This is a genomic window from Niallia sp. FSL R7-0271, from assembly GCF_038005785.1.
Classification (GTDB): Bacteria; Bacillota; Bacilli; order Bacillales; family Cytobacillaceae; genus Niallia.
Window position 1 is genome coordinate 2,281,583 of sequence record NZ_JBBOTZ010000001.1, and the last position, 23,837, is coordinate 2,305,419.

Annotated in this window: 27 protein-coding genes; 9 read left to right on the plus strand and 18 right to left on the minus strand. The window is 37.4% G+C overall.

Translation table 11 applies throughout. The features are described 5' to 3' along the window. Positions 1 to 27: 27 nt before the first annotated feature. Positions 28 to 1,944: a beta-glucoside-specific PTS transporter subunit IIABC gene (locus tag MKX82_RS11610; protein WP_341077310.1), complete on the minus strand. Its 1,917-nt coding sequence runs from the start codon at positions 1,942 to 1,944 to the stop codon at positions 28 to 30. Positions 1,945 to 2,340: 396 nt separating this feature from the next. Here MKX82_RS11610 and MKX82_RS11615 point away from each other — a divergent pair, with 396 nt between their 5' ends. Together MKX82_RS11615 and MKX82_RS11620 are read left to right on the plus strand one after the other, a co-directional pair. Beyond that, positions 2,341 to 3,030 carry a DUF421 domain-containing protein gene (locus tag MKX82_RS11615; RefSeq protein WP_341077311.1) on the plus strand — a complete coding sequence of 230 codons (690 nt, stop codon included), beginning with the start codon at positions 2,341 to 2,343 and terminating at the stop codon, positions 3,028 to 3,030. A gap of 23 nt (positions 3,031 to 3,053) precedes the next feature. Further along, positions 3,054 to 3,482, plus strand: coding sequence for a hypothetical protein (locus MKX82_RS11620; RefSeq protein WP_233313555.1), 429 nt, complete (start codon positions 3,054 to 3,056; stop codon positions 3,480 to 3,482). A 28-nt stretch (positions 3,483 to 3,510) separates the two neighbouring features. Here the strand turns inward: MKX82_RS11620 and MKX82_RS11625 are convergent, their stop codons facing one another. The 5 genes from MKX82_RS11625 to MKX82_RS11645 form a co-directional block, all read right to left on the minus strand. Next, on the minus strand, positions 3,511 to 4,089 hold the full coding sequence (locus MKX82_RS11625; protein ID WP_341077315.1) for a DNA-binding protein: 579 nt from the start codon (positions 4,087 to 4,089) through the stop codon (positions 3,511 to 3,513). A gap of 22 nt (positions 4,090 to 4,111) precedes the next feature. After that, positions 4,112 to 5,830: a methyl-accepting chemotaxis protein gene (locus tag MKX82_RS11630; RefSeq protein WP_341077317.1), complete on the minus strand. Its 1,719-nt coding sequence runs from the start codon at positions 5,828 to 5,830 to the stop codon at positions 4,112 to 4,114. Between the two features lie 22 nt (positions 5,831 to 5,852). Further along, positions 5,853 to 6,131 (minus strand): hypothetical protein, encoded by a 279-nt coding sequence (locus MKX82_RS11635; protein WP_341077320.1) that lies wholly within the window; start codon positions 6,129 to 6,131, stop codon positions 5,853 to 5,855. Further along, the gene (locus MKX82_RS11640) at positions 6,079 to 6,351 is read right to left on the minus strand and encodes a hypothetical protein (RefSeq protein WP_233313552.1); all 273 of its coding nucleotides are present in this window, start codon (positions 6,349 to 6,351) and stop codon (positions 6,079 to 6,081) included. The genes MKX82_RS11635 and MKX82_RS11640 overlap by 53 nt, the downstream gene beginning before the upstream one ends. Positions 6,352 to 6,551: 200 nt before the next feature. Then, positions 6,552 to 6,716: a hypothetical protein gene (locus MKX82_RS11645; RefSeq protein WP_341077324.1), complete on the minus strand. Its 165-nt coding sequence runs from the start codon at positions 6,714 to 6,716 to the stop codon at positions 6,552 to 6,554. Positions 6,717 to 7,066: 350 nt separating this feature from the next. On the opposite strand from MKX82_RS11645, the gene MKX82_RS11650 reads away from it, so the two are divergent. Then, complete coding sequence (locus MKX82_RS11650) at positions 7,067 to 7,993, plus strand: LysR family transcriptional regulator (RefSeq protein WP_341077326.1); 927 nt, start codon at positions 7,067 to 7,069, stop codon at positions 7,991 to 7,993. 43 nt (positions 7,994 to 8,036) lie between these two features. Here the strand turns inward: MKX82_RS11650 and MKX82_RS11655 are convergent, their stop codons facing one another. Continuing rightward, entirely contained in the window at positions 8,037 to 9,434 is a 1,398-nt protein-coding gene (locus tag MKX82_RS11655; protein ID WP_341077329.1) for a PTS transporter subunit EIIC, read from the minus strand. A gap of 309 nt (positions 9,435 to 9,743) precedes the next feature. On the opposite strand from MKX82_RS11655, the gene MKX82_RS11660 reads away from it, so the two are divergent. Together MKX82_RS11660 and MKX82_RS11665 are read left to right on the plus strand one after the other, a co-directional pair. Next, on the plus strand, positions 9,744 to 10,943 hold the full coding sequence (locus tag MKX82_RS11660; protein WP_341077332.1) for an enolase C-terminal domain-like protein: 1,200 nt from the start codon (positions 9,744 to 9,746) through the stop codon (positions 10,941 to 10,943). Positions 10,944 to 11,008: 65 nt separating this feature from the next. Then, positions 11,009 to 11,728, plus strand: coding sequence for a GntR family transcriptional regulator (locus MKX82_RS11665; RefSeq protein WP_233313548.1), 720 nt, complete (start codon positions 11,009 to 11,011; stop codon positions 11,726 to 11,728). A 51-nt stretch (positions 11,729 to 11,779) separates the two neighbouring features. On the opposite strand, the gene MKX82_RS11670 is transcribed toward MKX82_RS11665, so the two are convergent. Both MKX82_RS11670 and MKX82_RS11675 read right to left on the minus strand, forming a co-directional pair. Continuing rightward, positions 11,780 to 12,394 (minus strand): lysozyme family protein, encoded by a 615-nt coding sequence (locus MKX82_RS11670; RefSeq protein WP_282581393.1) that lies wholly within the window; start codon positions 12,392 to 12,394, stop codon positions 11,780 to 11,782. A gap of 538 nt (positions 12,395 to 12,932) precedes the next feature. Continuing rightward, positions 12,933 to 13,271, minus strand: coding sequence for an isochorismatase family protein (locus MKX82_RS11675; RefSeq protein ID WP_341077336.1), 339 nt, complete (start codon positions 13,269 to 13,271; stop codon positions 12,933 to 12,935). A gap of 413 nt (positions 13,272 to 13,684) precedes the next feature. Here MKX82_RS11675 and MKX82_RS11680 point away from each other — a divergent pair, with 413 nt between their 5' ends. Then, positions 13,685 to 14,272 (plus strand): nitroreductase family protein, encoded by a 588-nt coding sequence (locus MKX82_RS11680; RefSeq protein WP_341077338.1) that lies wholly within the window; start codon positions 13,685 to 13,687, stop codon positions 14,270 to 14,272. Positions 14,273 to 14,324: 52 nt separating this feature from the next. On the opposite strand, the gene MKX82_RS11685 is transcribed toward MKX82_RS11680, so the two are convergent. The 7 genes from MKX82_RS11685 to MKX82_RS11715 form a co-directional block, all read right to left on the minus strand. Further along, a complete protein-coding gene (locus tag MKX82_RS11685) occupies positions 14,325 to 15,131 on the minus strand; it encodes a glycosyltransferase family 2 protein (protein WP_237941597.1) in 807 nt (268 codons plus the stop codon). 351 nt (positions 15,132 to 15,482) lie between these two features. Continuing rightward, positions 15,483 to 15,968, minus strand: coding sequence for a GNAT family N-acetyltransferase (locus MKX82_RS11690; protein ID WP_251645477.1), 486 nt, complete (start codon positions 15,966 to 15,968; stop codon positions 15,483 to 15,485). A gap of 172 nt (positions 15,969 to 16,140) precedes the next feature. Further along, the gene (locus MKX82_RS11695) at positions 16,141 to 17,130 is read right to left on the minus strand and encodes a ketoacyl-ACP synthase III (protein WP_237941598.1); all 990 of its coding nucleotides are present in this window, start codon (positions 17,128 to 17,130) and stop codon (positions 16,141 to 16,143) included. 249 nt (positions 17,131 to 17,379) lie between these two features. Then, entirely contained in the window at positions 17,380 to 18,858 is a 1,479-nt protein-coding gene (locus tag MKX82_RS11700; protein ID WP_233313542.1) for a sugar porter family MFS transporter, read from the minus strand. Between the two features lie 166 nt (positions 18,859 to 19,024). Continuing rightward, on the minus strand, positions 19,025 to 19,468 hold the full coding sequence (locus MKX82_RS11705; protein WP_233313541.1) for a disulfide oxidoreductase: 444 nt from the start codon (positions 19,466 to 19,468) through the stop codon (positions 19,025 to 19,027). A gap of 256 nt (positions 19,469 to 19,724) precedes the next feature. Then, positions 19,725 to 19,907 (minus strand): hypothetical protein, encoded by a 183-nt coding sequence (locus tag MKX82_RS11710; protein WP_233313540.1) that lies wholly within the window; start codon positions 19,905 to 19,907, stop codon positions 19,725 to 19,727. A 175-nt stretch (positions 19,908 to 20,082) separates the two neighbouring features. Next, complete coding sequence (locus tag MKX82_RS11715) at positions 20,083 to 20,211, minus strand: hypothetical protein (protein WP_267913271.1); 129 nt, start codon at positions 20,209 to 20,211, stop codon at positions 20,083 to 20,085. A gap of 172 nt (positions 20,212 to 20,383) precedes the next feature. Here MKX82_RS11715 and hpaB point away from each other — a divergent pair, with 172 nt between their 5' ends. Both hpaB and MKX82_RS11725 read left to right on the plus strand, forming a co-directional pair. Further along, entirely contained in the window at positions 20,384 to 21,841 is a 1,458-nt protein-coding gene (gene hpaB, locus MKX82_RS11720; RefSeq protein ID WP_341077349.1) for a 4-hydroxyphenylacetate 3-monooxygenase, oxygenase component, read from the plus strand. A 154-nt stretch (positions 21,842 to 21,995) separates the two neighbouring features. Continuing rightward, positions 21,996 to 22,502, plus strand: coding sequence for a YhcN/YlaJ family sporulation lipoprotein (locus MKX82_RS11725; protein ID WP_233313538.1), 507 nt, complete (start codon positions 21,996 to 21,998; stop codon positions 22,500 to 22,502). A gap of 44 nt (positions 22,503 to 22,546) precedes the next feature. On the opposite strand, the gene MKX82_RS11730 is transcribed toward MKX82_RS11725, so the two are convergent. Then, complete coding sequence (locus MKX82_RS11730; protein WP_233313537.1) at positions 22,547 to 22,792, minus strand: spore coat protein; 246 nt, start codon at positions 22,790 to 22,792, stop codon at positions 22,547 to 22,549. 104 nt (positions 22,793 to 22,896) lie between these two features. Then, complete coding sequence (locus tag MKX82_RS11735; protein ID WP_341077352.1) at positions 22,897 to 23,367, minus strand: hypothetical protein; 471 nt, start codon at positions 23,365 to 23,367, stop codon at positions 22,897 to 22,899. Between the two features lie 132 nt (positions 23,368 to 23,499). On the opposite strand from MKX82_RS11735, the gene MKX82_RS11740 reads away from it, so the two are divergent. Continuing rightward, the gene (locus MKX82_RS11740) at positions 23,500 to 23,784 is read left to right on the plus strand and encodes a late competence development ComFB family protein (protein WP_233313535.1); all 285 of its coding nucleotides are present in this window, start codon (positions 23,500 to 23,502) and stop codon (positions 23,782 to 23,784) included. Positions 23,785 to 23,837 lie beyond the last annotated feature (53 nt).

The window sequence follows — 23,837 nt, forward strand, 5'->3', positions numbered from 1 at the left end:
CTTCCTTACTTAACCAGTCTTTTCCTTTTATTTTACATCTAGTTTCAATAACTCATCCACTGTAGTGACTTGTTTTTTATTCGTCAGCTCCATGTTGAAATCCTTGTAGTTCGTCACAACAACAGGAGTTGTTAACAGCTTGCCAGCTTTACGGATTTCTTCCATGTCAAACTCAATCAACAGCTGACCTTTCTCGACATATTCCCCTTGTACTGTATGTGCTCTGAAATGCTTTCCTTCAAACTGAACAGTATCCATTCCGATATGAATTAAAATGTCAGCACCAGAATCTGTTGTAATTCCTATTGCATGATTTGTCGGGAAAAGAGCTGAAACTGTACCAGATACTGGTGCATACAGCTTTCCTTCAGTCGGTTCAATTGCTAAGCCATGACCTAATGCACCAGTTGAAAATGCTGCATCTTCTACTTCAGATAATAATTTCACTTCTCCGTTTAAAGGACTTGTAATTACTTCATGCTGTACAACCGCAGCTGCTACTTCATTAGAAGCTGCTTTCACTTCTGAATTTGAGCTGTTTTTCTGTTCTTTACCGATTCCGCCAAACAAGTATGTTAAAATGAAAGCAACTACGAATGCCACAACAATTGCGATTAATGCACCCCATAGATCCATACCAAGCCCATCAGGACTGATGTAAGTTGGTATTCCGAATATCCCAAGACCGCCAATAATGTAACCCTTTACATTAGCGAATCCTAGAACAGCTCCACCTGCAGCAGCACCAATACAGCTGATGATAAATGGTTTTTTCAATGGCAATGTAATACCATAAATAGCAGGCTCTGTTACACCGAATACGCCGGAAATAAATGCTGGAATGCTCAATGATTTCAATTTTTTATCTTTCGTTTTAATTAAGATGGCAAGAACTGCACCTATTTGTGCAAAGGATGCTGCAAATACTGTTGCAAGAATTGTATCGAAGCCCATTGTCGCCACATTGTTGATCGCAATTGGCACTAAGCCCCAGTGAAGACCGAAAATAACGATTACTTGCCATAGTCCGCCAAGCAAAACCCCTGCAATTAATGGACTTAAGTTATAAATGAATAATGAACCTGCACCGATCAAACTGCTTGCCCATGTTGCAATTGGGCCGATAACCATAAATGTTATTGGAATGACAATTAATAATGTTAATAATGGCACTACGAATGTTTTAATAACATCTGGAATAAAGGAACGAAGCCATTTTTCCACTTTTGCTGCAAAGAATGTAGACAAAATAATTGGTATAACCGATGATGAATAAGACATTAAAATCACTGGAATTCCTAAAAATGTTACATAAATTGGTGATTCAAACATGGTTCCTGCAAATACTGTGTAAAGCGGGTCACCTGTAGTTAGAGTTGAAAGGGTCGGATACACTAATGCGGCTCCGATTGCCATACCGATGAATGGTGTACCGCCGAACTTTTTGATTGCTGTATAACCTAAGAAGATTGGCAAGAAATAAAACAGAGCATCACCAGCTGCATTTAAGATTTGATACGTGCCGGATGTGTTTGTCAGCCAACCAAGTGCGACAAATAGTGCATTAAAGCCTTTGATCATCCCTGATGCAGCTAAAACGCCAAGGACTGGTGTAAAGATGCTTGAAATCATATCAATAAAGCGGCTGAATAGGGAACCTTTTGGTCCTTCCTCTTCATCAACTTGCTCTTGACCTTGAAATCCACCTACTGTGACTACAGCTTTGTATACATCTGGTACATGGTTTCCGATAACTACTTGATATTGCCCGCCGCTTTTCATCACTGTGACAACATCATCCATATTTTTTAGAACCTCTGTATTTGCCTTGCCTTCATCCTTCAGCTTAAAGCGAAGGCGTGTAATACAATGGACTACATTGGAAACGTTTTCTTTTCCACCCACATTAGCAATAATATCTTTTGCCAGCTGCTCATATTTCATTTTTGACCCTTCCTTCTTTTATCTATTTTTATATTTTGCCAAATAAAAAACCTGAGCCCACTAAATCACACTATTAACAGCGTGTTCTAGTCAGTTCAGGTTATGCCCACTTAAGGTAACATTCCATCTAGGAACTTTTATTAAGTTGTTATTTGATAGGTTAAATTTATCATGAGAACGATTACATGTCAACGCTTTCAATAAAAATATTTTTGTAACTTTACAGATTAGTTGCATTATTGAGAATAGATTTATTTGTATTATCATTTTTCAAGTTATTTTATGTATATTTTTAAAATTGGGTCGCAATCTATTTGTAGGGATAAATAGGCATATTTCTTGAGCATTCCTTGTATGCTGGACTTGATTAGAACATATTGAATAATAGGTGAGAACATGTTTAAGGATATAGCAATCGAATTGAGTGTCGGCTTCATTACACTGCTGCTTATGCTAAAAGTACTCGGTAAAATACAATTTTCCCAAATAACACCTTTCGATTTCATTACAGGAATGGTATTAGGAAATTTTGTAGGTGATTCGATATTCGATGAAAGAACAACTGTTTTGGAAATTATTTTTAGCATTTTGCTCTGGGGACTGCTTATTTACATAGTTGAGTTTTTAACACAGAAATCATTTGTTTTACGCAGCTTTTTTGAAGGCAAGCCGTCCATATTGATTAATAAAGGTCATATAGACTATAAAAAGTTAAAAAAAAATCATCTCGATCTCAATCAACTGCAGCATCTGTTAAGAAAACAAGGATATTTTTCTTTATATGAGGCGGAGTATGTCATCTTAGAGCAGGATGGTAATATAAGTGTGGCACCTAAGCATCGTTACGCCACACCCACAAAAGAGGATTTACATATTGATGAACAAAAAGTCCAGCTTTCTTATGCACTCATACTTGATGGAAAAGTGGACAAGCAAAATTTACAGGAGCTGGGCTTTGATGAAAACTGGCTTAAGCTGCAATTATCTCAGCTGCAAATAAAAGATTATAAAGAGGTCCTTTATGCAGAATGGCAGGAAGACAGCGGATTACAACTATCGAAATATGAATATTTATCAAGTACTTAATTTTATTTAGGAAGGTGATTATATTGAAAAAAATGTTCATGTTGCTGCTTTTAACAATACTCCTTTATAATGGTGACCTTGTGTCTGCAAAAACAGAAGAGAAATCTGAAAAAGTAGATGGGTATTTTACAGCGGAGGATATCTTATTTTCTATTATTGAACCAAAATTAATCAGAATCGTACATAATCAATACGACAAAGACATGATCGTTAATCCAGTTAAGGTTGAAGATGTTGCCATGATGCAAAAACAGATAGAAAAAGGCAAATATAACGGCTGGTTTGAGGTTAAGCTGTCCGTATTAGTTGGCGAACCTGATGGCGAAACGAATATGGACACCGTCATTTTAGAAATTGATGCACCTAATATTGGCGGAACAGCTCCTCGGCTCGAAAAAGATGGGGTAAGCGGCATTGAGATCAAGCTTGTTAAATATTATAAAGGAAACTAAAAAAGGGCTGCCCTTGCTGGCAGCCCTTTTAACCACTTTTTCTAATGCCCTTAATTAGACGTGAATATCTCTTTTCTACACTAGATTCAGACCTGTTTAATAGCTTGCTAATCTGTTTATAGGTTAATCCCTTTTCAATCAGCACATGCAGCCTTTTTAGCTCGCTTGTTGTCCAATGACGGTAGCGGACACTTGTTCTCGCTGCTTTTATGTTGCCAGACACCCATTCAGGCAGGGTTGAAAAATCTTTTTTTGACAGCTTCGTAAAGTCAATTAAGCTTTTATTCTGTTCGGCCCATTCCCAAAAATTCTTCATTTTAATGAGAATAAATTGCTTTTTATATCTCGTTACCCTCGTAACTGTCTTAAGTCCATATTCTTCCCAGCTTACAACCGTTTTCGTCGTTACGCCAAGCTTGTTTGCGAGTTCTCTTGCCGTTAACATGCCTGTCTGCTTCCTTGTTGCACCAAGACCAAGGCGGCTCAGTTTGTTGGAAACTGCTCCTGGTGTCCGCCCGAGCTCTTTTGCAATTGCAGTCACTGACCTTTGTCCAACTAATGTTTGTAGAAGCTTAATTTCTTCCGCTCTCCATGGTTTTTTGCTCATACATTCTCACCAAACTTTAGTTTTAGATTTTAAATTGCTTAATAAGATTGTTTAATTCTTCTGCAAGCTGAGCCAGACTAGTGGAGGAAGAAGCAATTTCCTGCATGGATGCGAGCTGTTCTTCTGTCGCGGCAGTAACATTTTGCGTGCCAGTCGCAGTTGTATCCGCAAGTGATTTAACTTCATCAACAGATGTGTGCACTTGTTCGTTTGATGCAAGCAACTTATGGACTAGCTGCTTTTCTTCCTCTATTTGCGGCGTCACATCAGAAATAATTGTTTCAATATTAGTAAAATTAACACCAACTTCTTGGACGACCACTAAACCTTCTTGTACTTCCTTTGTAGCCTGATTGACCATGTACATTGTTGAATCTGTATCCTTTTGAATTTGGCTGACAAGCCTGGAGATTTGCTGCGCTGAAGCCGCGGATTCGTCTGCCAGCTTTTTTACTTCCTCGGCGACTACACCAAATCCCTTGCCAGACTCCCCTGCCCGTGCTGCTTCAATCGCAGCATTAAGCGCTAGAAGGTTCGTTTGGCCAGCAATACTAGTAATCACATCGTTAATATTGCCGATTTCCTTTGATCTTTCTGTAAATTCCTTGAACGATTCAGCCACAGAATGAACGGTATGATTAATTTGTGTCATTTGACCGCTGACTTTATTAATCACTTTTCTTCCATCAGCTGAAACCTCTGCAGCATTTTGGACGCTTTCTGTGATAACCTCTGTATTGGCAAGAACTCGCTTTGACATGACTGCATTATCGTCGATGATAACAGAAACATGATTCATATTGCTCGCTTGTACTCCGCTTGCTTCCGAGACATCTACAATTGTAGCGGTAATGAACTCACTCGCCTTCGTATTCTCCTCTGCGCTGGCACTTAATTGTTCTGCTGCCGCAGCCACCTGCTCAGACGTAACTTTTACCTTCATCATTATGTTATTTACATTTTGAATCATGTTATTAAATGACTTGCTTAAAAAGCCTAATTCATCCTTTGCCTCATACGTTCCTTTCACCGTGAAATCACCTTTTTCGACTTCTCCTAGAAGCTTGACAATTTCTCTAATCGGCACATTTATTGCTTTAACGATGAACAGACCAATCACAAAGCTGGTAATTGCTGATACGCTAATGGTGATAATGAGAAGGATGGTTACCTTTTTTTGCATATTTATGGAATCATGATATGCCTGTTCTGACTCTGCTTCTAATAAGCTGGTAATTTCGTGCAACAGACCGTTTACTTTCTTTCTAATTGATTCTGTCTCTTGTAAAAAAATAGCATAAGCTTCCTTGTTTTTATTTTTAACTGCCAGTTCTATAATCTTGTTATTTGTTTCAATTAAGTCCCCTCTTGCTTTCATATAATCAGCAAATAGAAGATTCACTTCTTTCGTATGATTATATTCGGTTGAAGGAAATTGTTTTGTTAACTGCTCCTGGTCTATTTTCAATAAATTTAAGTTATCTATATATTGTTCATTCAAGCTATCATCACTCGCAAGCATCAGCTTAAAAATTTCCATATTAATCATTAAGCTTTTAGTTTCCATATCGTGTATTAACTTAATCGGCCCAAGGTTTTCTTTAAAAATAATCTCAGAACTTTCTGATATCTTATTTATAGTGACAATACTGAATACTCCGAGTGCTATTAATGGCACCAAAAAAGTGACAAACAGTGTCAACAATTTGTTTTTAACTTTTATATTTTTGAAAATTTTCATTTTCCACACCTTCCATTATTATTCATACTATTAAAAATATTCCTTCACTAATGGTCTGATAGTAATCTATCAAATTAATAATCGTAAACAGATTCTGATTGAATTCTATTGTTCCTTCGCAGAACGCTCCATAAGGCATGTCCAAAGCCGTTTTCTTAATACCATTTTCCTTTAAATACTCAATATAAATAGCATCGTCGATTACAAATGAAAGATATTGATCGCCAACATCATACACAACAAGTTTTTTAAGAGGAAGATAAATCAGATTTCTTTTGGAACAAAAGTTCACTTGTATCAATGATTCCTGTAAGCAGCTCTTCTGCTTCTTGATTAGGATTAATTGTTAATAGCGGCGTGTATTTAAGCTTGGTAAAACCAATAAACCTGGAAGAATCCTTTATCGTTCTATTAAAAAACTCAGAGTCTTGAATGGAATCTGTCAAACACAATGTTTTCATATTTTTCAGTGACAAGGCGAAAAAGTCCTCTCCTATAAGAGTCAATAAATAACCAGTCATTCGTAACCTCCTATAATTTTTAAAATAATGAATGAAAGCTTAATAATATCCTTTTCAAAAGTCTGCTCCTAACTGCTTGGCCAGCAGATAAGCTTCATGTGTTTCCACACCTTCGTGAATGAAATTAGATGGATATATACTGATAAATAGATAACGTTTTCAATAGTGTATGGATGCTTTTAGATAACTTGTTCTAAAAGTCACTCAAGACTTATTTGGGCTGCATAGCTGCATATAGTTCTGACTGACAGCAATAAATTGGTTGAAATTGATGTGTAATCATGGTGATTTGTTCTTCCAAGCAGTTCTTTTTCACCAACCGGTCTCCTGTCCTCCTTTAAGTTTGAATAGGTAAATGCAAGCACAACTTTTTACTAGTGCCTGCAAACTGAAGTCTAATATAGAAAAACCGAAGCGTAAATGTAAGAAAACTAAACACAGTGTAAAGAAAAACTTACTCTCAAAGCTAGTTTAGGAAGGAAAACAGAGGCTTAATGCTCTAACAAAGCCAATCATTAGTTTTTAGTTCTACTCTCAAATATTCCATCATCTTCTATATTTCTGTCAGTTATCTCTAACATGAAACTTCCCGTTCTAAAATTGAGACAACGAGAAAAAAATTTTTTAGTACTATTGAGATAGTGCAAATGTTATATATCCATCACTTCAGTAGTAAGCCTTAAATCCATTGTCTATTACAAGCAGGAGGACCAAGATGAATTTGGAACAAATTGATTATTTATTAGAAGTAGCAAAAGAAAAATCTATCCGTAAAGCAGCAGACAAATTGCATATAACCCCTTCGGCAATCAGCCAATCCATCCTTCAAATAGAGGCAACACTTGGAGTGACTATTTTTCAGCGTTCTAATAAAGGAACCATTCCTACATCAGAAGGGAGTATTGTTTTAAAGCAGGCATTTGAGCTGCAGTGCAAATTTAAAGAGCTGTATGAGGGAGTAAAAGGCATTGCCCAAGGAAGCTTAAGTGTTCCATTGCGAATTGCCTTCACACCAACCTTTGGAAATGTAGGCTACAATGCCTTCATGGCTTTGAAGGCAGAACATAAAGAGCTGAAGGTTGAAATACAAGAGGGAATGCATGAGGAGATTATGGAAACAATTATTAAAAATAATGGCGCATTCGACATTGCCTTTATTGTAGAAAACAGAAATCTGTATGCTTATGATGACTTGTTCCATATAGAGCCCCTTTACAGCAGCTATGTCTGTGTTGCAGTTGGCAAAAACTCCTCCTTACGATCAAAGAAGTTTCTGACCACAGCTGATTTAACAAATGAAAGCATCGCTATATTTGAAACGGCAACACATCGAGAACTAGTGAAAAAGACAGGACTAGAAGACAATTCTGTGTTTGTAACATCCAATAACAGTTTCCTAATCAGAAAGGTTGTAAAAGATGGTCATGCTATTTGTGTACTTGACGATTTTTCCTTAATGAATCATCCAGACACACTGAATGGCGAAATTATCGTGTTGCCTTTTAGAAATCCACATTATATTTATCGCGAAATGTGGGCGGTATATCCTAAAGATAGTGCTAAAAATGAGAATGTCATGAACTACTTAAACACAGTCAAAAACTTAATACGGCAAGGATGCCCATTAGAAGCATTAGGATGACATTTGTTAGGAGGGTCCATAGTGGAAGCCCTCCTATCCCACTTCATCCTTCTATTTTTATGGCAGCATTATTTCTTTGGACCACTCCATATGAATTCTTTTTAACTGTAATAAACGCAATAGTAAATGCAGTTCCGATGGCGAGGATAATGCCTATAATCGCGTATGGAAAATATGGACCAACATAGGCAACAAGGCTGACAATGCTTGAGAGAATATATCCATAAATTCTAACTCCCATTGCTGCAAAAAATGTTGCTGCAACAGTACTTCCAATTGTACAAGCAATAAATGCCTTACGGTTTTTTATCAGCACTCCGAACAAGGCCGGCTCTGTTATTCCTAAAATGGCAGAGATTGTCGCAGATAATATAATAGACTTTTCTGTCTTATTATTCGCTTTAAAAAACATCGCGAAGGTTGCTCCGGCTATGGCCATATTTGTCATAAACATCATTGGCATCAGCATATCATAGCCCTTATCTGCAAAGTTCTGCAAGGCAATCGGAGTAATGGCATGATGCACTCCGAACACAATTTCAATTGGTCTTGCTCCTCCCATTACAACCCCTGCTAATACTGGAGAGATGTCAAACAGCAGTTCTACCATATAAGCCAGCCCTTTTCCTACATAACTGCCCAGCGGACCTGATGCGATAAGTGTAAATGGAATAGTTAAAAATAATGTCAGTGTTGGTGTAAAAACTGTGCGCAAAACAGACGGCATAAACTTATCTACCAATCTATAAATATAACTTAACGCCCAAACAGAAAGAATAATAGGAATAACAGTGCCTGAGTAATTAATTACCGGAATAGGCAAGCCTATAAATTGAAATTGACTTACCTCGCCAAGCTTGGCTGCATCAAGCAAGGATGGGTACATAAAACCGCCTGCTACTGCTATAGCTAAGTATTGATTTGTTTTAAATATTTTGGCTGCGGATGCTGCTAAAAAGAACGGCAGAAAATAAAAGACACCGCTGGCAATTAAATCGAGAATGACTACTGTTTCGCTTTCCTTTGGCAATATATTGAGTGCCAGTAAGCCTGCCAAAATTCCTTTAATCATACCTGCACCTGCTATAGCAGGAACAATAGGTCCAAAAACACCAGAAACTACGTCCAGCAGTCTCCCGAATAAGCCTTTTTGCGTTTTATCTTCCTTCAATTGGCTCCCTTCATCATTCTCATTCATCTCCAGTTCCTCCATTAAAGAAGAATAGTAGGATTGTACATTTGTTCCGATTATGACTTGATACTGATCACTCTTTAATTGCTCTCCGATTACTCCGTCTATCTTTTTCATATTTTCATGATCTATCATAGACTGGTCTATTAAATCAAAGCGAAGTCTCGTCATACAATGCCAGGCCTTCTTTATATTTTCTTTTCCGCCAACATAGGCTATGATTTTTTTAACAGCTTCTTTTTCCTTCATATTCTGCATCCTTTCATAATTCAGGTAACGAACAAAGTAAAACTTGCTAAATGAAGCCTTGATTTGACAAGCAAATAATAGCACAGCATCAGCATTTATGAAAACGGTTTAAAAATAACCAAAAAAAGAGAGAATCCCTTTATTCACTTGGGTTTCAACCTTCCTGTCTCCGCAAATTGGTATGGTAAATGAACTTATACTGATTACTTACCTGACCAAATTGACTTCTAGATTGGCTCTGTGCTTAAATGAAATCACTAAATGACTTGATTTGACACGAATGAAATGAAGAGAGAAGGAGATTAATAGTTGGAACCGACAATCATTACTGACATTGCATCATTTGTCACTAACCCGCATCGCCATAATCTTATTGTGGTGAAAGTAGTAACAAATAAAGGAATTTATGGATATGGATGTGCGACTTTTCAACAGCGCCCATTAGCAGTTCAAACAATTATTGAGGAATATTTAAAACCATTGCTCCTTGGCCGGGATGCCAATCATATTGAAGACATTTGGCAAGTAATGATGGTCAATGCGTATTGGCGCAACGGACCTGTCATCAATAATGCGATTGCAGGTATTGATATGGCGTTATGGGATATTAAAGGAAAGCTTGCTAATATGCCACTTTATCAGTTATTTGGAGGTAAGTCTAAGGATGCCATTGCTGCCTACACACATGCGGACGGCCTAACGATAGAAGCGCTATTCAGTGAAGTCGACAAGCTGATTGAAAAAGGCTATCGTCATATTCGCTGCCAGCTCGGCAAATATGGCGGGAAGAACCATAAGATGCATTTGCCTACGCAAATTAGCGGAGGGGAATTTTTTGATCAGGACATCTATCGCAGGGATGTTGTCGCAATGTTTAGCGCCTTGCGGGAAAAATACGGATTCTCCATTCATTTCCTGCACGATGTGCATGAAAGGCTTTTTCCTAATGATGCCCTGCAGCTTGCGAAGGACTTAGAGGCATATAAACCTTACTTCCTGGAGGATATCCTTCCGCCTGATCAAAATGAATGGCTTGCACGATTGAGAAGTCAATGCAGCACTCCGATTGCCACAGGAGAATTGTTCAACAACCCACTTGAGTGGCGCAATCTGATTGTCAACAGACACATCGATTTTATCCGTTGTCATGTCTCCCAAATTGGTGGCATCACACCTGCATTAAAGCTTGCTGCCTTATGCGAAAATTTTGGTGTGCGAATAGCTTGGCATGGACCTTCGGATATGACTCCAATAGGTGTTGCTGTTAATACACACTTAAATATTCATTTACATAATGCGGCGATCCAGGAAGTACAGGAACCTGATGAAGAAACGAAAAAAATGTTCCCAGGAAATGTTGAAGTAGTGGCTGGCTATATCTATCCTATCGAGAGAAATGGGATTGGCGTTGAATTTAATGAGGATTTGGCACGCAAATATCCTGTCATCTACCGTAAGCATGAGTGGACAGAATCACGTATTCCAAACGGCAGCATTCACACACCGTAACAGCTACATCTATTGCTTAGCCTCCTGCATGAATATGAGGAAACTAATCTTATCATAGAGGTATAATGATGAAAAAACGAGATTTCATTGCAGAAGATATTCTTAGTAAAATATATCAAAATAAATACAAGGCTGGACAAAAGCTCCCTACAGAACGGGAGCTTTCTAGTATATATGCTGTTTCAAGATATACCATTAGAGAAGCGTTAAAAAAACTTGTCAATATTGGGTGTGTATCCATTATTCAAGGTTCCGGTATCTTTGTTTCAGACACTAAATATAAAAGCCCCTTGATTTATAATTCATTAACTGAAAAAAAGTTCAACGAAATCACTTCTGAAATAATCTATTTCAAAAAAATTAAGCCTAATCAAGAATTAGAAAAGATATTTGATTTGCGCCAATTGCCTCATGCACGATTATGGGAATATAAACGAGTCAGGATTGTCGACTATCAAAAAATGCAGATTGAAACGTCGGTTCTTCCTTTTACCTATTTTCCAGATCTTAATGAAGAAAAGATAAAAAGCTCTGTTCATGATTATGTTCAGCAATGCGGTTATCACATATCCCACTTTATCACAACATATCATGCGATCAATATTACGAAAGAAGATGCAGAACTGCTTAACTGTAAAAAAGGAAGCGCAGCTATGCGGATTATTAATAGAGGAATTTTAGAAAATGGTAAAGTGTTTGAATACAGTGAAATCATTAATTTGGATTACTCTGTATCTTATTTCACTCCGTTCAACAAACACAGTCATGAATATAGAAAAAATTAAAAAGACCAGGTGCAATTTATGCCACTGGTCTGTATTTTCTTATTCTATAGTTTAAGAGTGATGCTCTACAATCTTATTCATATCTTCAAGCTTTGCCGTAACCTTCCCGGCATATGTATAATCACCGTAGCAATAAGGGTACCGGAAGTTTAGTTTATCGTTATTGCAAGTATACAGCTCAGGCGATTTTTCTACCATGTATTCAGAGTAGGATTTGGCTATTTCCTCACTGTGATTTGTCTCCTTGCTGACAACGTAATCAATATAGCCTGGTCCCATATTATAACTTTGAATAATCGTATCAATGTCTACCCCATTTGCCTCTCCATATTTGTACATTTCAGAAAAATGGAAGACTCCTTGTTTAATACTTTCAGTCGGATCGGTGATTTCATTTCGGCTCAGGCCCGCAGATTCTGATGACTGCATCGGGTCAGTGCCTTTCCCATGACTTTCCTGATCCATAATCGCAAGCAAAACAGGTGCAAACTCATCAGGTTCGAGGTCATTTCTTTCTAATTCATTGATGATATCAGGCAAATAATTCACTAATCTAGTTTGTTCCGTATGTTTAATGGTTTTAGCGGTCACTAAGTATCCAATATACACAATCATTATTAACAGAATAAGAATCGGCAGTTTCCTTACTTTTCTTCTTTTCTTCAATTTAACCCCTCATTAAAGCAATATAATAATTTTTCGTCGTTATTTACGTTTTCCATTATACAGGATATAAGCAGAAATTTCTTTCTTCAACAGAAAGGTCAGAATATTTTTACCTTTTCGTTCTTCTGAGAGGAGATTATTAAAAAAGGAGATTGATTGGAGCGTAAAGGAAAGACTGCTACTTAGGATGAATGGGACAGGCGAGAGCCTAACACAAATCTCTTCGGTACATATTATCCTTTGCAGATCCTTGAAGAATAAAAAAGAGCAGCTATCCTTTAAGTTACATGGTGTAGAGTGAGAAAGCTGCTTTTACTAGGCTGTACTATTAAACTAACAATCATCTTCTTGCTAATAGTTCGACTGCTTCTTTCACTGGAACAACTTTCGCAAACCGCTTATTCCAAATTTTGTAGTTATAAAATTGATAGGTTTTTTCCCCTGATAAAAACTCATTATCATATGTACTGTTCGTTTCTTCTGGTATGATTACTTCGAATCCTAGCTCGAAAGCGCTTTTGCAGGTCGAATCAATACATTATTCTGTTTGCAGGCCAACTAAAACAATCGTGCTCGTTTCATTGTCTTGTAAATACTGTGTCAATCCGGTTTTTAGAAAAGCACTATTATAACGTTTTCCAAATCTCTTCTCATTATTTATGGGAGCAATGGCAGAAAAGACTCTCCACCCATCTGTGTTTCGTTCAAGTTCCTCGCCTGGATCGTCTTCATGCTGCACATAGATTACTTCTTGATTATTATCCCTTGCAGCACTTATCAGCAGCTTTATATTCTCCACCAATTTTTGCTCATTATATGGATGTTCTGCCATCAATGCCTCTTGAACGTCAACTACCAGCAAGACTGTTTTGCCCATTGTATTCCCTCTCCTTTAACACGATAATAAGCTTTATTTGATAAATAAGGATAAATTTGAAAGGTTTGCTGCTTATACGCACCAAACCTTTTTTAAGTTCCATAGGAGATTAACGTTTCGCTTTTTTGTATCTATATGTTAAAAATTTGTATAATCCATAAACTAAAGCAAGCAGCACTAGTAAGTTTAATAGCTGCCAAGCACCAGTTAAAAATGACATAGTTTTCCTCCGACAATTTCCTCGCAGATAATCTTACCATGTTTTTCAATTTGTTAATAGGGGCTATGGAAGAATTTCTTCCTAGATTATCTAGTTCTGGCGGAATGATTTCTGATAATTACAACAGATTACTTCTTATTAAACTTTTTATATGGTATATTTTAGCTATTAAAATTAGCTAGGAGGAATAGGAATGACAGTAAACGATTTTCGCAAGCCTGATTTTGAGATATCTCCCCAATTTATTAATCGCTGGTCGCCAAGGTCTTTTGTAGAGAAGGACATTCCCGAAGAGGTTTTATTCAGTGTCTTTGAAGCAGCACGTTGGGCTCCTTCAGCTTCAAATATGCAGCCTTGGAGATTTGTTATTGCTCGTACACAGGAAGATTTAGAAAAGTTTCATTCCTTTATTGTGCCAGGAAATCTTACTTGGGCCAAGCATGCTTCTGCTTTAGCTGTTATTATTTCAGAAACAAAGACGGAAAGAGGAGAAAATGCGTGGCATGCATTTGACGCTGGTACTGCATGGAGTCATCTTGCGCTAGAAGCTGCCAATAAAGGCTTGGTTACCCATGCTATGGGCGGCTTTGATAAAGAAAAAGCTCGTCAAGTTTTGAATGTGCCAGAGGAGTATGCACTTCATGCAGTAATTGCAATCGGCTTTCAAGGCGAAAAAGATGCCTTGCCGGAAAATTTGCAAGAACGGGAAATACCAAGTGGCAGACGCCCATTAAAAGAATCTCTTTTCGAGGGAACCTTTGGTAAAGAAGCTCTTAAATAACGACTAAATACATAAGAAAAGGGAAGATAGAGCAATATTCCCTTTTCTTCCTTTAAGCATTATCATCCGCATTTTCTTGTGTCGGTTCTAACCCATCCAAAATCATATAGCCTTCTTCATATTTAAAAATTGGCCTATAAACATCTCCCCAGCTTTTTAATGTTTCTTCAATGAGCATACGCAAGGAAGAAGCCGTTTCGTCTTTCTCGTTCGTATTATTCGTTTTATGTCTGCGATGATAAAGCATAAGCTCGTCAATCCAATAAAAACGGTGTGAGACAATAAGCTTTAGCAATATTCTAATATCCTCGACATACCTTCCGCCATATGGATCATCTACAGGCCAGCCGCCGACCTCTCTTACTGCAGAGGTTCTGTAGCATCTTGGCCATATAGACGTGTTTGCAAGTAAAAAATCATATGGATTAGTATAATGTCTGCCTTGTTTGATTCGCGACATATAAACCTGTCCATTTTCATCTTCAAAGCTAATATTGATATTGCCGCTGATCACAGCAACATCTTCCGGCTGTTGTTTCGCTTCATTAGCCATGCTTTGCAATGTGTTCGGATAAAGCCAATCATCAGGATCGAGCTGAACAAAAAAAGGTGTATCTATATGGCTCAGCCCTGTATTCAAGCTAGCCGATTGCCCTAAATTCTCTGGATGTCTTACATATGAAATTCTAGGATCGACAAGAAACTGTTTTACTAACTCTGGACTTTCATCGGTAGAACCATCATCAACCAACAAGATTTTCCAAGAGAAATAAGGCTGTGCGTAGATGCTGCTGATTGCATCAAGTATATATCTCCCGGGGTTATAAAACGGAATCAGGACTGTAATAATATTATCCATCTTTATTCCCTCCAACCTTTCATATTAAATACATATTTATTCTATGAGAGGAAGTATAAAAATGTATGTTCAAACATCTGCCTTTCGCAATTTTGGCATTCGCGTAGTAGATTCAATATTTATATGTCTATTTAATATAAGCAAAAGGCCTTTTACTTTAAAAGAAAAGACCTACTTAAAACCTATTCTGTTATATGTACTATAAAAATATAAATATTTAATTCTTATAATTAAATGTCCATATTGTTTATAAGGTATTAATAATGAGCTTCAATCGCTAAAATCCCTTCAGTATTAAAAGTATTTTATGCCTATCAATAAGGAATATTTCTTTGCACTATCCATCCTTGTCTATATTTTATAAATGAGGTTATACCAAGCTGTCCCTGCATGCTGGGACTCTGATAGACCATGGTTTTTAAATCCTAATTTCTCATAAAAAGGAATCAATTCTTCCTTGCACGTTAATGTAATTCCTAGTCTGTTATTTTTAATTACAAGCTCTTTTAATTTGTTCATCAAAAGCAGGGCAACCCCTTTGTAACGGGCCTCTTTTGCTACCGCTAATCCAAGAATACTTTGAAATCCGCCTGCAGACGGATTTTGCTGAATACTTTCAAACAGATTATCTGTTATATATGGATAAGGAATGATTGGACCATTAATATAGCCAATGATTTTCCCCTCTTTTTCCGCAACAAGAAACGTATCCTTTATTAAAGCAATTCTTTCTAAAAAGGCTTCCTTTGTTGCTGCTTCTTCTTTTGTAAACCCTTCATTTTCAATGGTTAGCAATCTTTCCAAATCCGTTTCTTTCACATTCCTTATTTGAATCATTTTTCCTATCAACCTTCCGTTTATCTATTATCCGTTCAAGCTTATTATGTATTTTTTCTAGTAACATACCGTCTAACAATTATTCTATTTTTCCACCTACTTCTTGTAAAGAGAGAATTACTTCTTACATAAAAAAACAGGAAAAAGCCTGTTAACTCTTTCCTGACATCATTCAATATGAAGGTAAATTCCATTTGATAATAAGACCTAGATGTGTGAGTCCCCCTCCGAAACCATACAAAAGCAGGCTGTCTCCCTCTTTAATTTTTTGGTCATATAATCCTAGTTGAATCGCCAGTGGGATAGAACTGGAGGATGTATTCCCATATGGTACCATACTTGTTAAAGTCTTTTCGATTGCCGCACCTGATTTATCACAAATAGACTCAATCATTCGCAGATTCGCACTATGGGGAACGAACCAATCCAGTTCCTCTATCGTCATATCTGCCTTTTTTAAAAGCTCTGCCATTGCTCCAGGCACCGTTCTTGTCGCCCATTTATAAACCTCGCGGCCATTTTGAACCATCTTCCCGTTTGTCTTTAAAGGCTCACCATTCATTTGCTCCGACATGGCAGTTCGGTACACATGAATTCCTCCCTCTCCGTTTGTACCCATATGGGATGCCAGAAAGCTAGGATTTTCCTCATCATATTCAACGAGCATGGCACCAGCACCGTCTCCAAATAAAATACATGTCGTCCGATCTGTATAATCAGTCACCTTAGACAGCGTTTCTGCAGCTACGACGAGCACTTTTCGATGCATTCCTGAAGTAATCAGACTATTCGCGAGATGCAAGCCATATGTGAAGCCCGCACATGCAGCACTTAAATCGAATACTCCAGTAGAGCTCATGTGAAAATGTTTTTGAATTTGGGCAGCTACACTTGGGAAGCTGAAATCAGCTGTAGTTGTCGCAACAATAATAAAGTCTACGTCTTCAAGTGACTTTTTTGAGTTTGCAGCCAAATGTTCAATCGCCTTGATTGCTAATGTGGAAGAAAACTCGTCTTCTGCTGCTATCCTTCTTTCTTTTATGCCGGTTCTTTGCACAATCCATTCGTCATTTGTCTCTACCATTTGGGCCAAATCATCATTTGTCAGCCTTTTATCAGGCACGTATGTCCCGATTGCCGTTATTCTTGCTTTAGATATCATGATTGTCTCTCCCTTTGTTAATTTATAACCAGTTTATATATCCAACTATTAGTATCAGGTACTAAATTTATAATATTATTTTCTCGCTTCATTTGTCAACATACTAGTATTGGAAAAGGCTCTGTCCTTTAAATAAGAAAAAGCTATTTTATATAAAATGTTTAAAGCCTTGCATCTGCGACTCAGCTCTTCAAAAACGGGCCATTACCATAAAAAAGACGCTCCTCTAAATAGGAACGTCTTCATTCTTTATCCTTGTTTTGCTGCAAGTTTTTTCTTGGAACTGCGGAAGGCATGCTCAATTTCTTCAAGTGAGCGTCCTTTCGTTTCAGGAACAAATCGTTTTATAAAAATTAGACTCAATATTCCTAATCCTACAAACAGGAAGAAGGTAGTCGATAATCCGAATGCATCAAATAAAACAGGGAATAGCAATCCTACAAGGAAATTCATCATAAACAGACAGAATATTGATATTCCCATCGCTAACCCGCGCATATGAAGGGGAAAGATTTCAGATTGCATCAACCATGTGACAGGTGAAACGGCACCTTGCTGGAATGCTAAAAATAACACCGTCAAACTGAGAATAATAAATGGCAGCATGGCAGATCCTTTCATTACAATCGAAATGATACCGATAAGCAGCAGAGATGTGCTTGTCCCTGCCATGCCGACAAATAGCATTGGGCGTCTGCCCACCTTGTCAAGCAAGGCTATTCCTACGAAAGTCGCCAATACGGAAATGACTCCATTGGCAATATTGCCGATAAGGGCAGCTTCCGTTGAAAATCCTGCATCCTTTAATATTTCTGTTCCATAATACATAATGGAGTTTACTCCTGTTAACTGCTGTATCATGGCGATTCCAATTCCTATAAGTATAATTCTGCGAACATGCGGAAGTTTTAAATCCTTAAAAGTAGCTTTTTTAAGCTTTCCTTCTTCTTTGATTGTATTTTCAATTTCCTTCAGCTCTCTTCGTGCTTGAACTCTTTCTCTTATCTTTTCAAGCACTGCCTGTGCTCCTTTTATATTACCTTTCGAAGCTAACCAGCGCGGACTTTCCGGAACGATTAGCATTCCTATCCACAACAGCACTGCTGGAAGTGTTGCGATAACTAACATATATCTCCAAACATTACCCATTTCTCCGAAAGAATTCGCAAGGATTGCATTAAATATGTAAGCGAGCAGTTGCCCTGTAACAATCATTAATTCATTTTGTGTAACAAGTCTTCCCCTTTTCTCTGCAGGAGCCATTTCTGCTAGGAAAGCAGGAACTGTCACCGATGTAGCTCCGACGGCAAGACCTAAAACAAATCTGCTTAACACCATGATTTCCATATTAGGTGCAAATGTACAGCCGATTGTTGCGATAAGAAATATAAATGCGACGCTGATGATTGTTTTCCGTCTTCCCTTCCTGTCAGCCAGCCTACCTCCGAAAATAGCACCAAAAGCTGCCCCGAACAAAAGAGAACTAGTGACTAGCCCTTGTGTAAAAGGAGTCAAATTCAACTGGTCTTCTCTTGACATATAGGGAAGAGCACCATTTACTACGCCGGTGTCATAACCATATAAAAGACCTCCAAAAGTTGAAATGAATGTAATGAGTTTTAAGTATGCCTTTTGTGAAAGCTTCTGTTTTTTCTGCACATTTCCTGTCTTACTTGTGCGGTCTGTAGAAGATGTTCTCACAAAACCAGGTTCTTCGCTTGTTTTCATGTACTACTATCTCCCTTATAAGAAAAAATTGTGAGTTATACTTCCATTATTCTAAGAAGTGTATACAAGTTAATTACCTTTTCAGGAGATTGTTTAAACATTAGAGACAGAAAATACAAGATAAATGAAAAAAAGCTGCCATTTTGGCAGCTTAGTGTCGGACGACTTATTCTTGCTCATTTTCGACAATGAATTTTGCTTGCTTGTCCATTTTTAAACCAGCAACACATAAAACAATAATAAGAAGAAAGGCAATCAATGCCATCAGAGGAATCGTAATGAACCCAAATAAGTTAAAATAATCGGTCGTACATGATACTCTTCCACATGAGCCTAATTCCGGTGGAAACAGCATAATATAATTATGGTAAAGAGAAATGATAAACCCTATACTCGCTAATGATAAAAAGCTCCAGATTTGATTATAATCTTTCCTTATAAGAGCTAATCCAACAATGACCGGCAGAGGATACATAAATATACGCTGTAACCAGCAAAGCTTACATGGTTCATATTTCATAATCTCTGAAAAAAACAGGCTGCCGAATGTGGCAATAGTCGAGACTAGCCATACAGCCATCAAAAGTCTCTCTTTATTTTTATTTTTCACCTAACATATCCTCCTTGCTGCAGACGAAAAGTTATTGTTTTATAACTGTCATCCATGTCTTCACATTCTTAATACGATAACATAATTTTCTCCTATTAAACATGGCTTGTCTATCCAATTATGGGTATTAAGACAACCATAGGAATTAACTCTTTGTTTGCCAAACATATTTTACTCACTTATTATAGTTTATTTGCGGCAATTAATGTAGGTATGAAAACAAGGTATTGACTTTTGCCAATACCTTTTATTTATTTCACTCTGCTTGTGCAATCACTTCCAGACTGCTATCCTCTGCATAATGAATGATATTAGTGATTTTGTAAAATTTTTTGTCGATTTTAATGGTTTCTCCTATGGATGGAGATGTCTGAAAGATGATCTGTTTGGATTGCCAGCCTCTCTCTTTGTCTTGATACAGTGTATTTAATCTTACCAAAAGGATCACCTCCTATCAGTGTGCTCCCCATAACATATAATTTTTTTTGTTATTTATGACAATTTTTTCTGTTACAGCTATATCTCGTCAGCAAGCTAAATGGAAAAAACAGGACATTGCTGTCCTGCTTTTTTCTAATCTTTTTGGTTATGTACTATGCTGTTTTTATAAATTCTTATTTTGTATCTTCCAATACATCTCGGATAAATAACCCTAAATTTCCGCTCGAATCAAAAAAGATTGACCATAAAAACAAAATTGGAATAGCTACTGTTAAATAACAGTATTTGAATACTTTTTTCATATCTTTTCAAACCATCCTCTCACTAAATATTACTATATTTCACCATAAAAATTTCTTTATTTCGAATAATCTCACTTTTCCGTCGTTGTATTGGAACAGAATCAAAACTTTATAATAAAATAATTTAAATAAGTCTGGTTCACTAAATAACAAATAAAGGGAAGGATTTTTTATGGGTGTAATCAGTGGCAAAGCTTTAATTGAACGTATTGACAGAATGAATACAGAAATTTGGCTGGACGGCTCCAAGCTAGTGGAAAAGCCTTCCAACCATCCAGCATTTAAAGGAATTCTTCAAGCAAAGGCTGCTTTATATGATATGCAGACAAATCCGAACAGATTAAAGGACATGACCTTTCCCTCTCCTCTTACAGGCAATCCTGTCGGTTTATCCTATTTGCAGCCAAAAACGATGGAGGATTTACGGAAAAGACGTACAATGATGGAAGCCTGGGCTAAAGCGACTTATGGAATGATGGGCAGAAGCCCTGATTATTTAAATACGGTGATAATGAGTCTGGCTTCATCTGCTGGACTGCTCGCTGGTGAAGAAAATTGTTTTCCAGAAAATATTAAAAATTTATTTGAAGAAGCACGTGAAAAAGATTTGACTTTTACACATACATTTATCACCCCACAGGTTAATCGGTCCCAGGTATTTTTGGAAGACAGCACGGAACCAATTTCCGCAAAAGTTGTAGCAAGAACCAAGGACGGCTTAATAATTAAAGGGGCACGGCTGTTGGCCACTCAAGGCGGTATTACAGACGAGGTACTCGTTTTCGGAGCACCTAAATTTGATAAAAATGAAGCGTTCGCCTTCAGTATTGCATCAGATACACCAGGGCTTAAGTTTATATGCAGAGAATCCTTTGCAGGCGGCGATTCACTCGTTGACTACCCTTTAAGCGCAAGATATGAGGAGATGGATTGTATTCTCGTCTTTGACAATGTTCTTGTTCCGTGGAATCGGGTGTTCTACTATGACAATCTTAAAGCAGCCAATGACTTTTTGAATAGGAGCTCCTTTCACCACTACGCATTGCATCAAGTGCTGATAAGACAAATAAAGAAAACAGAATTCATATTAGGCATAGCCGAATCTATAATTGACACCATTGACATTAGAGAATATTCACATATACAGGAAAAAATGGCAGAGATTATCATCGCATTAGAGACTATGAAAGCTTTATTAGAAAAGTCTGAGCATGATGCACAGCCTGATCAATGTGGACATCTCGTACCAAATATCCTTCCTCTTCAAGTTGCAAGCAATATTTTCTCGAAAAGTTATCCCCGTTTTAGTGAAATTATTCAGTTGATTGGTGCAAGCGGACTTGTGACATTGCCGCAAGAGAAGTCTTTTCATTCTGCTATTCGCAATGATTTACTTCAATACATGCAAGGTGCAAGTAAAAAAGCGGAAGATCGCAATAAAATATTTCGGTTAGGCTGGGATTTGACGATGAGCGCTTTTGGCACAAGACAGACTCAATACGAACGATTCTTTTTCGGTGACCCAATACGCTCAGCAACCAGTTTATACAAACATTATTCATTGCAGCAGCATGTACAACAAGTAAGCGAGTTTTTAAACTTGCAGCAACCAGATGAGCACAGTTCATAAGAGCCTGTATCTTTTGATAATAGGCTTTTTTGTTTTTTATTATCTCATTGCTTTGCCCTTCTATACAATAAATGGCACAAATCTTCCTCATACATATTCAAGTTTGTTATAGGGAAAACTGAATTTGAAACTTATTAAGGAGGGTTCTAGCGCCATGAAAAAAGTAAAACATTTGCTTGCAGTCGCAGCCTTGACAGCAGTTATGACAGGGTGCGGCAATGATGATGATAATAACGGCACAGCCATGAATGATAATAATAATAACAATACCGAAAACAACTTGAACGCTGACAATATCGGCAATAACTCAGACGAACGCAATAAAGCGGACCTTGACGTAGCTGATAAAGCGGCTGAAAAGATAAAAGATATGAAAGAAGTGAAACGTGCAGTTGTCATGAAGACAGATGAAAATGCCTTTGTTGCTGTACAGCTTGAAGGAAATCAAGAAGATGGTGTAACAAATAAACTAGAAGATAAAATCGCTGACAGAGTGAAGGATACGGATAGTGAAATTGATAATGTGTATGTATCTTCAAATCCAGATTTTTATGATCGCTTCACTAATTATGCTGATGATATTGAAAATGGCAAACCAATCAGCGGTTTATATGATGAATTTGTTGAGACAGTAACAAGGATTTTCCCTAATTCCCGCTAGAAAAGTAAAACACCCAAACCAGTGGTTTGGGCGTTTTTAGTTTATTAATAAGGATAGTATGGGTATGAGTAAGGGTATGGGTATGGCGGATATGGATAATACGGATATCCTCCATAATACGGGCCGCCAATAAGAGCACCAGCAGCTAGACCCCCTAGCAGTCCCGCAGCGAAAGGTGCACCAAAGCCAGGCCGAAAACCCCACGGACGATAAAATGGGCGTCTGCCAAAGCCAATTGGTCTTCTTAAATCATTTTGGTAAAATCCATAATTTGCAGCTATCTCATTCATCTGTAGTTTACCTCCTCTTTATAATCCCTAATAAGATATTCACCCACCCAGCGTCTTGCTTAGGTAAAAGCACTAGTCATTACGGAAAAAAATCGGAGACAAAATCAGAGGCATTCAAGAATAGCGATTTTCTTTAAATCCTTATTATTGTTTTTGGTTTTCCTGTAGCTGTCTTTTGATGATTTCCGGTAAACGGCTAAGAAGTCTTTAACAGACAACACCTTAAATCTCGCTTCTGCTTCCACCTTCATTTCTAACAGGTTATAAGCAACTCCTGCAAAGTGAGGCAGGTCTTCTTCATAGGCGAACCCTATTTCAAACCCATTTTTCTCAAACTTATGCTCGTGTAAATCTGTCAGTTCATACGACAGCTTTTCCATCATTTCCTTTAAAAGGGGCCATTTCTCCTCTATATAAGATATTGGCACAACAATATCAATATCCTGTGGGTTAAAGTTAATACCCGTTACGACTTCAAGCCCTAATGACCCATATAAAACAGGAGTTATACCAAGGTTTTTATTTAAGGCCTTTCCTATATAGAGGAACTCTTGATAAAGTTCGTCACTTGTCACTTGACCATCTCCCTCCTTTACACCTAACTTCAGTATAAAATACCTTTAAGGATGAATAAATCATTATCTCATTTAAACAAATCAACAAAATAGCCGATATAAATATATAGTAAGACAAAAGGGGTAATAGATATGGAAAGAAAATATTTAAATGTGATGGAAGAAATTGTAGAGTCTCTTGTTACCTATTTATTACTAAGTCCAGATTTTCAGCTTTTTTGCAAGTGCGAAAAGTGTAAAATGGATATAATTGCATACAGCCTAAACAACCTGCCTCACCATTACGTAACAACAGAAAAAGGCAGACAACATGTGTTTGACCACTTAAACACAGAAGAAAACAGAAAATGGATAAATAAACGACTTATTAGCGCCATCTATCTTGTAGGAAACTACCCAAAGCATGAGCAGCAGTAACTAGCTGTTATAGAAAAATAAAAAAGGAATGAACTGGACTCACCAGATCATTC